14 protein-coding genes are annotated in these 12903 nt (G+C 46.8%); all 14 read right to left on the bottom strand.

What is annotated here, in order from left to right:
• Window positions 1-15 precede the first annotated feature (15 nt).
• The gene (gene eutL / locus M1K58_RS21475) at window positions 16-666 is read right to left on the bottom strand and encodes an ethanolamine utilization microcompartment protein EutL (protein ID WP_256760928.1); all 651 of its coding nucleotides are present in this window, start codon (window positions 664-666) and stop codon (window positions 16-18) included.
• A gap of 461 nt (window positions 667-1127) precedes the next feature.
• On the bottom strand, window positions 1128-2456 hold the full coding sequence (locus M1K58_RS21470; protein ID WP_256760927.1) for an LLM class flavin-dependent oxidoreductase: 1329 nt from the start codon (window positions 2454-2456) through the stop codon (window positions 1128-1130).
• A 14-nt stretch (window positions 2457-2470) separates the two neighbouring features.
• Complete coding sequence (locus M1K58_RS21465; RefSeq protein ID WP_256760926.1) at window positions 2471-3004, bottom strand: GNAT family N-acetyltransferase; 534 nt, start codon at window positions 3002-3004, stop codon at window positions 2471-2473.
• Between the two features lie 39 nt (window positions 3005-3043).
• Window positions 3044-3544 (bottom strand): DinB family protein, encoded by a 501-nt coding sequence (locus M1K58_RS21460; protein WP_256760925.1) that lies wholly within the window; start codon window positions 3542-3544, stop codon window positions 3044-3046.
• Window positions 3545-3571: 27 nt separating this feature from the next.
• On the bottom strand, window positions 3572-4723 hold the full coding sequence (gene solA / locus M1K58_RS21455) for an N-methyl-L-tryptophan oxidase (protein WP_256760924.1): 1152 nt from the start codon (window positions 4721-4723) through the stop codon (window positions 3572-3574).
• 8 nt (window positions 4724-4731) lie between these two features.
• Window positions 4732-5895 (bottom strand): amidohydrolase, encoded by a 1164-nt coding sequence (locus M1K58_RS21450; protein WP_256760923.1) that lies wholly within the window; start codon window positions 5893-5895, stop codon window positions 4732-4734.
• Window positions 5896-5927: 32 nt separating this feature from the next.
• Window positions 5928-6938 carry an LLM class flavin-dependent oxidoreductase gene (locus M1K58_RS21445; protein ID WP_256760922.1) on the bottom strand — a complete coding sequence of 337 codons (1011 nt, stop codon included), beginning with the start codon at window positions 6936-6938 and terminating at the stop codon, window positions 5928-5930.
• Between the two features lie 21 nt (window positions 6939-6959).
• Complete coding sequence (locus M1K58_RS21440; RefSeq protein ID WP_256760921.1) at window positions 6960-7712, bottom strand: amino acid ABC transporter ATP-binding protein; 753 nt, start codon at window positions 7710-7712, stop codon at window positions 6960-6962.
• Window positions 7709-8419, bottom strand: coding sequence for an amino acid ABC transporter permease (locus tag M1K58_RS21435; protein WP_256760920.1), 711 nt, complete (start codon window positions 8417-8419; stop codon window positions 7709-7711). The genes M1K58_RS21440 and M1K58_RS21435 overlap by 4 nt, the downstream gene beginning before the upstream one ends.
• Window positions 8416-9198 (bottom strand): amino acid ABC transporter permease, encoded by a 783-nt coding sequence (locus M1K58_RS21430; RefSeq protein WP_256760919.1) that lies wholly within the window; start codon window positions 9196-9198, stop codon window positions 8416-8418. Before M1K58_RS21430 ends, M1K58_RS21435 begins: the two co-directional genes overlap by 4 nt.
• A 34-nt stretch (window positions 9199-9232) precedes the next feature.
• Window positions 9233-10117: a transporter substrate-binding domain-containing protein gene (locus M1K58_RS21425; RefSeq protein WP_256760918.1), complete on the bottom strand. Its 885-nt coding sequence runs from the start codon at window positions 10115-10117 to the stop codon at window positions 9233-9235.
• A gap of 270 nt (window positions 10118-10387) precedes the next feature.
• Window positions 10388-10954 (bottom strand): NADPH-dependent FMN reductase, encoded by a 567-nt coding sequence (gene ssuE / locus M1K58_RS21420; RefSeq protein ID WP_256760917.1) that lies wholly within the window; start codon window positions 10952-10954, stop codon window positions 10388-10390.
• Between the two features lie 15 nt (window positions 10955-10969).
• Window positions 10970-11860, bottom strand: a complete 891-nt coding sequence (locus tag M1K58_RS21415; RefSeq protein WP_256760916.1) for a LysR family transcriptional regulator — start codon at window positions 11858-11860, stop codon at window positions 10970-10972.
• 128 nt (window positions 11861-11988) lie between these two features.
• Window positions 11989-12843, bottom strand: coding sequence for a lipase family protein (locus M1K58_RS21410; protein ID WP_256760915.1), 855 nt, complete (start codon window positions 12841-12843; stop codon window positions 11989-11991).
• Window positions 12844-12903 lie beyond the last annotated feature (60 nt).

The raw sequence follows: 12903 nt of genomic DNA, 5'->3' as shown, positions 1-12903 counted from the left end.
CTTAATCACCCCACCTTATTTCCTCGGTTCACGTGCCACTTCATATACCGCATTCGCAAAAGCTTCAGCTGCAGCTGTGCAAGCCGATTGACTTCCGGTTAGCAGCCCTCCTGCAAAGTTCGTCTCTGTTGGCGGGCCATATAGCTGACAAAGCTTAACGTCCGCTGCCTTCAACGCAGCATCCAATCCAAACATCGCTTCCAGAGGAGGAGCAATCAAATATGCTAAAGGTTCTCCTTCGGGGATCCCCGCTACCTTGGATAAATACGAACCAGTCCGGGAGATGACATGAGCGTAATATGCATGCGTCCCTTCCTCATTCAAGGAATAGAAGCACGCTCCGCTTTCCATAAGCGTAAGTGCAGCATCTAATCCGCTTTGTACTTCAGAAGGATTCTCTCCACCGATTATCCCGATGAATTCCCCTGATAGAGGACCCGAAGCATTGCCTGAGCCCGCGTAAAAAGAGCGGGCATACACGACTTCAACAGCAGCTTTCTTAGTCGCTTCATCTAACGCGGTATATCCAACATCGTCAACAGTTGAAGTGAACATCCCAAGGCTGCGAATGCCCTCCCTTAGCTTCAATTGCTTCGCTAGGCTTGCATCTACATTTGGAATGACTCTTATTGCAAGCGGAACTCCTCGTATCGGCTGACGGTTCACTCCCTTCACCTCACCTCACGAATTTAAAAAAATAGTTGGTTTAGGACTGTGTAGCGGATTTGCGGGTGCTGGTTGGTGCTATTGGTGTGGTTACACGGAACTACAGCGCGGATTTGCACCAATTGGCGCTCTGCAGTTCGGTTTCATCGAACTACAGCGATGATATGCCCCAATTGGTGCGCTACAGTTCGGTTTCACCGAACTACTGCGACGATTCCCTCAAATTGGCGCGCTGCAATCTAAGCCACCCTGCAGTTGCAAGAATACTCGCGACAAACAAAAAGGTGCCCAGGGTCTAAGAACGAATATCGCTCTTAGACCCTAAGGCACCATTGCCTGAATCTATTTTTTTAGGCTATTGCTTCCTTTATTTTAAAGCAAGCTAGCCTCTTATTCAAGAAAATTCATTCCCCAGGAAATGATAATAACCGAGGATTTCTGCAGCTTCTCAAGCGCCTTCCTCAGTTACTTACATGAGCAACAGTGTGCCGATTAACCGGAATCTGCAACCCCAGATTACCGCGCAGGGTATCGGACTCATACTCTGTGCGATAGATGCCCCGTTCCTGCAAGATCGGAATGACCAATTCCACGAAATCACGTAGTCCACTTGGCAATGCAGAGTAAATGATAAAGCCATCCCCTGCTTCTTCCTCGTACCACTTCTGAATCAAGTCCGCTACATGCTCTGCTGTTCCAATGAATGGCCCGCGAGGAGTTGCTGATTGCAAAGCAACCTGTCGTAAGGTTAGCCCCTTCTCCTTCGCAGTCTTTTTGATTTTATCTGTACCACTTCGGAAGCTATTACTTCCTAAGTCCCCGATATCCGGAAACGGTTCGTCCAATGGATATTGGGAGAAGTCGTGATGCTCGAAGAAGCGACCTAAAAAGTCAAGCGCGTTCTGGATGCTAACCAAGCTTGCGATTTCCTCATATTTGCGCTCAGCTTCCTCTTGCGTTCTACCTATAATAGGCGCAATGCCTGGTAAAATAACAATGTCATCAACCGACCGACCATTAGCTACTGTGCGACTTTTGACATCCTTATAAAATGCCTTCGCCTCTTCCAGAGTTTCATGACCCGTGAAGACGGCATCCGCACCTTTACCTGCAAGATTCTTCCCACTTTCGGAAGAACCCGCTTGGAATACGACCGGCTGTCCCTGCTTCGATCTCGCGATATTAAGTGGACCTTGAACATTAAAATATTTACCCTTGTGACCGAGCTGGTGTAGCTTGGAGGGATCGAAGAATACTCCCGATTCCTTATTGCGAACGAAAGCGTCGTCCTCCCATGAATCCCACAAGCCGCGGGTTACCTCAAGGTGCTCCTCCGCGATTTTGTAACGTTCATCATGCGATGGATGCTCTGGCTTGCCAAAGTTTTTCGCGGACCCCTCAAGCGGAGAAGTGACCAGATTCCACCCCGCACGCCCACCACTTAAATGATCAAGAGAGCTGAACTGCCTAGCAACGGTGAAAGGATCGCTATAGGAGGTGGATAAGGTGCCGACAAGGCCAATCTTACTCGTCACCGAAGCTAAGGCGGACAGAAGCGTTAGAGGTTCAAAGCGGTTCAGGAAATGAGGAATGGATTTCTCGTTAATATACAGTCCATCCGCGATAAAAACGAGATCGATTTTACCGGATTCAGCGATTTGAACCTGCTCTTTATAGTAAGGGAAATTGACACTTGCGTCCGGTAATACTTCCGGATGCCTCCAGCCAGATATATTACCGCCTACTCCGTGAACAAGTGCACCGAATTTGATCTTTTTACGCTTTGTCATTGTTAAAGCCTCCCTTAAACGTGTAATAGCGTGGTTTTCTTTAGCTCCAAACGATAGCTCTTCACAAGCAAATCACCATTCCAGTACTCCTGATCAAAGGCCCTCTCGAAGCCTAGTCGCTCATAAAGTCTCACAGCCGAATCCATCATATCGGAGGTGTGCAGATGGAGAGTGTCGGCCCCCCATTCAAGCGATAGCTTCGCGCTTGACCGAATCAATTCCGTCGCTACCCCGAACCCGCGGGCTCTCTGAGATACGCCGAGCAAGCGAATGATAGGATTACGAATATCCAATTCCGATGATCCATACGCTGCCTCTGCAGAATCATAGATAAACACACTTCCAACCACTTCTGAGTCCACTTCTGCAACAAGCCTCGATTTCGTTGTAGACGAGTCAATCGTTAATAAAATGTTCTCCTTATACTGATTCCACCGTTCTTCCGATAGCTTCTTCTCATATTGCTGATAGGCGTCTACGAGAACTTTAATAACCGCCTCCCGATCGGAATCCCGTGCTTCACGGACGATGACTTTATGATCCAACATTTCCTCCACCTGCTCTCCATAAGAAAAGATTTTAAACCTCTATATCGTACAACTAGAATTTTGTGAGCTAACTTCTCCTTGCTTGATTCTATCGATTTGCTTGAGATGGACATGAACATGAGCGATGAAGGCTAGAACGATGGCAGATAGCGTCACCGTTTCTCCCTTAAAATTCACTCCAGTTTTACTCCATTCCTCAGCGGTCAATCGCTGAAATAACAAGCTATTATACTGCAATAGATTTCTGAAAATATCTAGTGCATCTGAAGCTTTGCCTTCATTAGCTTTTTGCCCTGCAACCCATGGATCTTGGTTAAATGCGGGCAAGCGTGCTTCTGATCCGGACAATATTTCACGAATGCGGAACGAGACGATGAGATTATGATCAGCCAGATGGGTCAACACCTCAGTAACACTCCAATGCTTGTCGCCAGCTTTCCATTTCAATTGATCATCGGTCAGGCCTTCTATGGCTTGCTGAAGCTGTTCATAAGTATGTGCGTAAGTATCGATATCTACGGGGATAAGCGGTTGACTCATAGATGATTCCTCCTATAATAACGTAATCTAGCTATTATGAATGTTTGACGAGAATCTGGATGCGGAGAACAATTGAACATCCTGCCCCCATCTCCCTAGTTCAATTTGATCCGCCAACATTTCTCCTACCACACTAGCAAACTTAAAACCATGTCCGGAGAATCCTCCAGCCAGTAAGATATTCGGATGCTCAGGATGTGTATCGATGATAAAATGCTCATCCGGTGTCATCTCGTATTTGCAAGCCGCACCTTGTAGAAGCTTCCCAGCAGCGCCAGGCAGGAACGATTCCAAGGTGCTTCGCAAATCATCCTCGTCCTCTGGGTATGCCCCGAATGGAGCAAGCACTTCGCCCTCCTGCCAATCGACTCCCGTATCATGGCGACCAATTTTCACACCTGCGCCCCCAATGCTCGGAAATCCATAATATCCACCGCTACTGTCCCCTACCGTAAATCCAGGGAAAACACCCGCATCAAAGGAGCTGTCGCTCGGTTCAAACCAGCCAACTACTTTGCGAACTGCCTTAATCGGCAAATCTATGAGGGACGCAAAGGAACGAAACCAAGCACCCGCGCTAACTATAACTTTATGCGCAATAAACTCATCCTCTTTCGTCGAGACAGAGACGAATGACTTCTCCGCTATTATCTTGGTCACGACTGTATGGGTGAGCAAGGTTACGCCCGATTGAAGAGCTAGCTTCTTGTAGGCAGCAATGCACCGTTCACTAAATAGGTAGCCTGCATTCGTCTCATACATCGCACGATAACTCTCCGGTACTTGAACGCCTGACCAGCGTTCGCGGATTTGAGACGCGTTTAACGATTCTGTAATGACTCCATGATCTATCGTATCTTGGATTCGATCATCGTAAGAGTATTGTGCTGGGTCATATAAATTCAGCACGCCCGAACGTTCAAGCAGCTTCTCACCAGTCAGCTTTTCCAGCTCCAACCAACGCTCATCTGCTCTAAGCGCCATTTTCACATAAGCTGGCCCCCCACTATAAGCATGCCTAATCAAGCGTGACTCGCCATGATGGCTGCCCATCTGATGAGGCGGATCGAATGCGTCAATCAGTAACGTCCTTAGTCCTCTTCGTGCTAACTCATAGCCTGCACTTATTCCCATCGAACCAGCGCCAACGACGATAACATCGTATATGTGTCGAGTCATGCTTCCTCCTACTTGAGAGAAGACCCTGTTAATTGAGCTAATGCATCAACCGCTAATGCAGCGAAGAAGGAGGCTCCAATCGGCAGTGCTCTCTCGTCGATATCGAATGCGGGATGATGCCATTCCTGCGGTCCAGATGTGCCTAAGAAGAAAAAGATACCTGGTGTCTCTTGCAGGTAAAAGGAGAAATCCTCTCCTGCCGGAGAAGGTATCGGTTCTACGACCGACAAGCCGAGAGATTCGGAAGTTCGAGCAGCTAATTGTGCCCACTTCGGATCATTCACAACAGCCGGTGGACCTTCGAGCCATTGGACCTTTGCACTTGCTCCGAATGCTGTGGCGACGCCAGTAACAACTTGCTCCATACGCTCTCGCACCGATACGCGCACACGCTCATCGAATGTCCGAAGAGTACCATCGAATATCGCTTTTTCCGCTATGACATTCCATGCCGTCCCACTATTTAACCGCGTAACACTTATAACGGCACTATCCAAGGCACTTACGTTACGACTGACGATCGATTGAAGTGCGGTAATGATATGAGCCGAAGTGACAATAGGGTCTATCCCCGCCTCCGGTACAGCTGCATGAGTGCCACGCCCTTCTACTTCAACGATAAAGCCATCCGCCGCCGCCATAATTGGGCCCGCTTTAATGCCAATTGTACCTACAGGAAGATTCGGCTTGTTATGCAAACCGAAGACTGCTGATACTCCTTTCAGTGCACCACTAGCAATGACTTGCGAAGCCCCTTTGGCCTTCTCCTCTGCCGGCTGGAATAACAACCTTACTGTCCCGACAAGCTCCTGCTCTCTCTTTTTGAGCTGCAGCGCAGCACCTAACAATACAGCTGTATGAAAGTCATGCCCGCAGGCATGCATCTTACCAGGAACGCGCGAAGCGAATGGCAAGCCTGTTTCCTCCTGAATCGGAAGAGCATCGATATCTGCACGGATAGCGATGGTTGGCCCTCCACGCAAGCCCCCAATTTCTGCGATAATGCCAGTCTTAAGTGAAAAATCCGCGATACGGATGCCTGCTTCTTGAAGCCATGTTCTAATCGCTGCTGTCGTCTCAAACTCTTCATGTGACAACTCAGGATTGGCATGGAGATGACGTCTATAAGCTACCAATTGCTCCACGAATGGATCCGTTTTTAATGTCCCCATTTTTACCACTCCTCTCTTACCCTATTGTCCCATTATACCGTTTGCTCCTCAAATGCTTCTTTAATTAATTGAAAGGATCGCACTCTTTTCTCAAAATCAGGGATGATCGTCGTAAACAGGAGCTCATCTACATCGTATAATTCGACTAGACTTAATAGTCGCTTTCGTACAACTTCTTTCGTCCCTCTCGTAATATCTGCATCGCGGACTTCGGTCGTGTAGGTCTCTCCCGCTTGCTTCGCGAATTCCTCCGCTTGTTCTAGTGACCCGACATTCACAGTCTTCCCGCTCGCAAGGGTTACTCGAACACTCTTGAAATGAGCGGCTAATTCATTAGCTTCCTCTTCCGTATCCGAAGTAATAACCGAAAGTGCCAATATCGCCTTAGGAACAGCTCCCTTCTCCCGATTAAACTCCTTCCTGTACGTATCGAAAGCCGTTTTAGCAACCTCTGGATCGTTATTGATGAACAGAGCGAACGCATAGGGATACCCTCTCTCTGCTGCAAGCCTAGCACTTGAAACACTTGTTCCTAGCATGTAAATGTCAGCGGGTTGAACCGGTAACGGATTCGCTTGCAACCCTGCAAGCGGCTGACCATCACCGAGCGGACCATGAAGGAACTGCTCAAGCTCAGCTAGCTTATTTTCCAAGGATTCAGGCTCAGATTGCCCTTTCTGCAAAGCCTTAGTCGAACGAGGCAACCCCCCCGGAGCCCGACCAATGCCAAGCTCTACTCGCCCTGGAGCCAAGGACGCAAGCACATTGAAATTCTCAGCAACTTTATATGGACTATAGTGCTGGAGCATGACACCACCTGAGCCGATGCGGATTGTCTCCGTCCGAGCTAGAAGGTGGGAGATGAGCACTTCCGGAGAGGCACCCGCCATCTGTGGAGAATCGTGATGCTCGGATACCCAAAACCGTTCGAAGCCTAGTCCTTCTGCTAGCTGAGCTAGCTTAATTGTGTTTCTGAGCGCTTCCGCAGGTGTTTGACCAGGGAATACAATGCTTTGATCCAAAATACCAAATTTAAGTGTCATCGGTAATCCACCTCCTATCCATCAAATGACATACGTACTTTCTGGAGTAATTCTCGCTAAGAATTGCCTTGTTCTCTCTTCCTTAGGCGATTGAAATATTTCTCTCGGATTGCCCTCTTCGACGATAACTCCCTCGTCCATGAACACGACATGGTTCGCCACATCCTGCGCAAAGCTCATTTCGTGGGTCACGATAATCATCGTGATCCCTTCTTTAGCAATTTTGCGAATAACTGCAAGAACTTCCCCTACCAGCTCAGGATCAAGTGCAGAGGTTGGCTCATCGAAGAGGATCACCTCGGGATTAAGCGCAAGTGCTCGAGCAATGCCAACACGCTGCTGCTGTCCACCTGATAGCTGGCTTGGATAGGAATCAAGCTTATTGCCTAAGCCTACCTTCTCCAATAGCTCAATACTTTTCTTCCGAGCTTCATCCTTCGGCAGTTTCTTCACGATTACAAGCCCCTCCATCACGTTCTCAAGAGCGGTCTTATGTCGGAATAGATTATATTGCTGAAATACCATCGCGGTTTTCTGTCTCAAAATGTGAATATCCTTCTTAACCGGCTTCCGGCAATGAACGGTAAAGTCGTCTATCGAAATTTCTCCGTCATTTGGCTTTTCCAAATAATTAATGCATCTCAGAAGCGTAGTTTTGCCCGAACCACTTGGTCCGAGGATTGCGACAACCTCGCCCTTCTCGACGGTAAGGTCGATCCCTTTTAGCACCTCGTTACGACCGAATGATTTGGAAATCTGCCTTAGCTTAATCATGCTACACCCCCACGATTGTAGAGGTTAACCCGCTTCTCTAATAGCGCTGTTAATCTCTCGATTAGTATCGTCAGTCCCCAGAACACGAGCGCAGCTGCAAGATACGCCTCAAAAAACTTCCAATTCGTCGAAGCTACGATCTGAGCTTGTGCGTTAATGTCGACAACAGATACCGTGAATGCGAGCGTTGAACCGTGTAGCATCCCAATGACGCTATTGGATAAGTTCGGAAGCGCAGCTGCGAAAGCTTGCGGAAACACGATTCGGCGCAAGGCTTGTGGAGTGGTCATCCCGATGGCATGAGCTGCCTCCAATTGCCCTTTATTTACAGCTTGCATACCCGAACGAATAACCTCGGAGAAATAAGCGCCTGCTGTAATGGAAAACGAAATATAGGCGAACCCAATCATCGGAATCGACACTGAGCGAAACGACCAGCCAAACTCTTTACCCAGCCCATCGATAAGAAGTGGCAATCCCACGTAAAGGATCATCAGATGGGTCAGCATCGGCGTCCCGCGAATGATCGTGACGTAAACCGTGGAAATTTGGTTAAGCACAGGAACTTTGTAGATGCGTGAGAGTGCGACGAACGTTCCGATAATGAATCCGCACAAGACGGACACAACCGTAATATTAATTGTCGTAGGCACTGCTGGCAGTAGCTTGATAAAGGCAGTCCATAGGAATGAAAAATCCAGCTTCATATCCCTGAGCCTCCTTTGTTCAATGCGATTTCTGCGGGTAACTCTCGGTTAAGCCATTTGCGAACGAGCGATATTCTTGATGCTTTCACTACTCCTGTCTCGTGCCTAAGAAGTCGAAGTTCAGCAAGATGGAATAGCTTCTCCAAGATGAAGCTGATCATAAAGTAGACCGCAGCGAGAGCGATATACGTCTCGATAAAATGTCTGGACATCGTAGGGAGAGTCTGCGACTTTCCCGTTAATTCCATTACTCCTAGCGTGAAAGCTAGAGAAGTATCCTTTAATGTGGCAATGACCAGATTTGCTAGAATAGGAATCGAAATCGCCAATGCCTGTGGGAATACGATTCTGGAAAAGGCCTGAAATCCAGTCATCCCAATGGCATACGCTGCCTCCACTTGCCCTCGATCAACGGCCGACACAGCCGCCCGAATTCCTTCGGATACATAAGCGCCACTGTGCAAGCCATAAGCGATGATCACGAATAGAAGCACCGGAAGCTTTGATATATCGATAGATACCAACTTTAAGATTTCGGGAAGCCCGTAGTACAGCAAGAAGAGCTGGATTAGAATCGGTGTTCCCCGGAAAAAGGAGGCGTAAATCTGTGACAGCTGCTTAAGCACCGGAATTTTGTATAAACGAGGAAGAGCAGCGAGAAATCCGAAGCCCAGCCCCAGCAAAATTGAACCTGCAACGATGAGAAGCGAGATCTTAATGAACGGCAGCAGCTTAATGAAATATTCGAATACATAGGTGATATCGAATTGTGCGCCCATGATGTGATCTCAACTCCTGCCATGAATTTGATTTCTATTCTTCAGCGGTAAAGTCTCCGCCAAGCCATTCTGAGCTAAGCTTCCCTAACGTTCCGTCTGCTTTAAGCTCTTTGATCGCACCGTCGATCGCATCTGATAGCTTCTGTCCTTCTGCATCATCCTTGCGGAACATGAATAGAATATCCGCTTCGGATAACGAATTACCCGTCGTCTTCAGCTTGCCATCGGGGTCAATGAGCGATAGAGCGAAGTCTGCCGCTAGTGTAGCATCTACCCTTCCGGATACGATCTGCTGAACCGTATCGTTAGTAGCTCCGCTTGAGTATACAATCTTGATCGCGTCGTTGTTTTCTTTGTTATAATTCAATAGGATTTGAGCTTGCGCACTCGTTGCGCCAACAAGTACCTTCTTCCCCTTCAGATCATCAAGAGATTGAACCGTGTTGTTATCCTTAGCGACTACGATTTTGTTTCTCCAGTGTGCATAGGGTTCATTGTTGAACAAGTATTTTTCCGTGCGCTCCGGATTTTTCTCCATCTCGTGGGCAACGAAGTCGATCTTCTTTGTTTCAAGGCTTAACAGTAAGCTTTGAAACTCTTGCGTTTGAATATCAAATTCGTATTGAGGAAGACGCTTATCGATTTCTCTAACGAGCTCAACGTCAAACCCGGTTAACTTGCCATTCTCATCGATGAAGCATACTTTCGGAAACTGTGTTCCTGTCCCTACGACGATTTTCGTAACCGTTACGGGCGCTTCCGTGCTTGCAGACGCTGACTCACTACCGGAAGCTGAACCAGAGCTTGCTTTAGGAGCTTCTGGTGAAGGTGAATTGCTTGCATTATTGTTCTTGTTTCCGCACGCGGCTAGGGTTAAGACTAAGATTAGGGCAACTGCCAATAAGGTCGTTTTTTTCATTTGATTCATCCCTCCACTTTTCTTTTTTATTAAACCGATAATTCCTAGTTGTTAACTAAGAATTAATGTTGTGACTAACAATAACACCGGCGATTCGGACCGTCAATGCATTTGGTAATAGATATGTTCTATAGGTCAATCAATAATAACTATAATAGACATAGGTTTACTGTGAAATCAGATTTTGCTGCGGAAAATAAAAAAAGATCGATCCAGTCTAAAGACTGTAGATCGACCTTTACTTCCTATTTTATAACCTGTAAACAGAATTTAAGAAACGACGATTTTCTCTTTCGCGCGAATGCCAATCCACGTAATTTCCTCATTCAGTTCTTCTGCGGCCCGATCCAGACGCTCCTGTAATTCCTCAGACAGCTCAAACACGCCATTATCCAGTCTCTGAACCCACTGATCGATTGCATATACCCCACCAAGAATGTTCCGGCTACCCAGAACGGAGAGGACTGGCTTCAAAGCATAATCTAAGCTTAATAAATGTGCGATCGTTCCTCCGATAAACAACGGAAGAGTGGCCTTACCTTTGAGTCCTGTTTGTGGAAGCAGATCGAGGAATGCTTTCAAAATGCCTGTAAAGGACGCTTTATAGACGGGGCTAGCAATAACGACACCGGTTGCGGATTCTACCAGTGCAAGTGCAGCTAGTATTTTCTCATCTTTGAAGTTTGCATGAAGCAACGCTTCAGCTGGCAGCTCTGCAACTCGAATATGACTGACTTTAACTCCATTCTCAATCCACTTACTTTCTACCCGATCAATAAGTCCATTCAACCGGGACCCTGGAGTTGGACTACCTGAAATAATAACAATATGACTCATCTGAAGTTCCTCCTGCTATTTGTAGTTTAATTGTTTACCGATTTCAATGATTTCCTTCAAGAATTGAAGATGCTCTCCATGATTCGATATGACATTCGTCTGCAAGGAAATACCAACCGTTTCGGGAACATAGAGAGGTACTAGCTTCCCATCTGCGATCTCTTGCTGCACACATAAGCCAGGAAGAAATGAAATGCCCGCTTGGCGTAGGACCAGCTTCTTGGCCATTTCCGAATTATCCGTTTGGATCTGAATGTTAGGCGGTTGAGCAAGATTCTCGAACACCCTGTGAATTCGTAGCCAATCCAATGCACCGCATTCGAAGAACACGAGTGGCTGCTCTGCTATCTCCTCAACCGTTAAGCTGTCCATTCCGACAAACGGATGATTCTCATAGGCATACAAGGAGATCGGATCCTCGTAAAATTTAATGGATTGAAGATGTGGATGATTCACATTACGCACGAAGCCGATATCAACTTCCTTATTTAACACCTTATTAACGATATCGTCGGTTGTGCCAGTCGATATCCGGTATTGGGTATTCGGGAACATATGCTTCAGACGAGGAAGCAATTCCGGAATAATGTAGTTGGACACAGAGACGGTACAACCAATCCTGAATTCTTCAGGCTGCGACCTCTTCTGGTTTACATACAGCTTTCCCTTCTGATACGTTAACAGAATTTGCTGTGCATAGGGCAAAAATCGTTTGCCCTCTTCAGTAATCTGGACTTGCTTGCCTTGTCGGTCAAACAGCTTGCAATCTAGCTCGCGTTCAAGAGATTGAATTCGAGCTGTAACCGATGGTTGTGATAAGTATAACGCTTCTGCGGCTTTATTAAAACTTCCACAATGGATCACATATACGAACGCTTCGATGTTTTCTATGTTAACAAGAAACACCTCCTCGTTCAAAACCAAATTAACATTATTTATCCAATAGGATAACTCGGAATAGTGAAGAAGTAAAGAGATTTATTTATGAAAACAGGGTCGACCCCTGTCAAATCGTACGAGGGGTCTGTCTCAGATTATCTGACTAGATTGGCTGAGACTGACCCCTCGTTAAACGATGTGGCACTTGAACTAACCGTAACTAATTCATGATGAGGGCAGAAACCTGGATTGTAAGCTTGAAGCAGCTCAGTAAATAGAGGATCTCTTTTGGCTAGTTCCGAGAAATAACCACTAATAATATGATTAGCTGACACAGAGCTGTTATGGAAGGGGAGAGGAATATTCTCACGGACATGCATATAGTAAAATGTTTTGTCTCTCTTCGGCAAAGTGAAGGTCTGTGGTGGTAAATGTGTCACAGCATCTAATGGATTCTGAACACGAAAGCTGCGACATACCTGGCTATCATAAGCTTTGGCGAATGTGGGATCACCCACTCGCGGCGAGCCGAAGGTATAAGCAATCGGGTAAGAGAAAGAAGAATTAACGGCTACATCTAGTCCGCACAAACTTGTCAAGGCACCGCCAAGACTATGCCCCGTAATATATAAGTCTTTGTTCGGATCTAGTCCATCTAGTGCCTCCAATATCGGCTCCCTCGCAGATTCGTAAATGTTCGAAAATCCACGATGAGTCATTCCAGCATTTCTCGCAAACTTAAATTTGATCTGGCTTGCCATTGCATCCGAAATCCAATCCGATGTCGTGCTAGTCCCTCGAAAGGCTATGATGATATGATCGTCCGATTGCAGAATAAAGCCGAACTTCTCTGATCTTCCGGTCAACGACCTTGCATGGAAATCCGTAACATATTCAAAAGGAATAGGGACAACGAATTGTCCATCAGGATCGTTGAAATGTGTATAGGCTTGACTGCATACGGACGCCAAGAAGATGGCTGTCCGGTTATTGAATTGGTGAAGTGGCATACGCTTAGCCTCCGTTTGTTTCTTACCCATACTTTATTAACAAATGGGCTAAGAGGTGCC

The sequence above is a fragment of the Cohnella sp. WQ 127256 genome (genome assembly GCF_024519285.1).
Classification (GTDB): domain Bacteria; phylum Bacillota; class Bacilli; order Paenibacillales; family Paenibacillaceae; genus Cohnella.
Note: the sequence above shows the minus strand (reverse complement) of the source record. Positions and strands in the feature narration are given on the sequence as shown.

Bases quoted from the DNA above. Each gene is read 5' to 3' on its own strand.
- ssuE (WP_256760917.1), bottom strand. From the start codon at position 10,954: ATGAGTCATATTGTTATTATTTCAGGTAGTCCAACTCCAGGGTCCCGG.
- M1K58_RS21465 (WP_256760926.1), bottom strand. From the start codon at position 3,004: ATGTTGGATCATAAAGTCATCGTCCGTGAAGCACGGGATTCCGATCGG.
- M1K58_RS21450 (WP_256760923.1), bottom strand. From the start codon at position 5,895: ATGGGGACATTAAAAACGGATCCATTCGTGGAGCAATTGGTAGCTTAT.
- M1K58_RS21470 (WP_256760927.1), bottom strand. From the start codon at position 2,456: ATGACAAAGCGTAAAAAGATCAAATTCGGTGCACTTGTTCACGGAGTA.
- M1K58_RS21430 (WP_256760919.1), bottom strand. From the start codon at position 9,198: ATGGGCGCACAATTCGATATCACCTATGTATTCGAATATTTCATTAAG.
- solA (WP_256760924.1), bottom strand. From the start codon at position 4,723: ATGACTCGACACATATACGATGTTATCGTCGTTGGCGCTGGTTCGATG.
- M1K58_RS21440 (WP_256760921.1), bottom strand. From the start codon at position 7,712: ATGATTAAGCTAAGGCAGATTTCCAAATCATTCGGTCGTAACGAGGTG.
- M1K58_RS21435 (WP_256760920.1), bottom strand. From the start codon at position 8,419: ATGAAGCTGGATTTTTCATTCCTATGGACTGCCTTTATCAAGCTACTG.
- M1K58_RS21460 (WP_256760925.1), bottom strand. From the start codon at position 3,544: ATGAGTCAACCGCTTATCCCCGTAGATATCGATACTTACGCACATACT.
- M1K58_RS21410 (WP_256760915.1), bottom strand. From the start codon at position 12,843: ATGCCACTTCACCAATTCAATAACCGGACAGCCATCTTCTTGGCGTCC.
- M1K58_RS21445 (WP_256760922.1), bottom strand. From the start codon at position 6,938: ATGACACTTAAATTTGGTATTTTGGATCAAAGCATTGTATTCCCTGGT.
- M1K58_RS21425 (WP_256760918.1), bottom strand. From the start codon at position 10,117: ATGAAAAAAACGACCTTATTGGCAGTTGCCCTAATCTTAGTCTTAACC.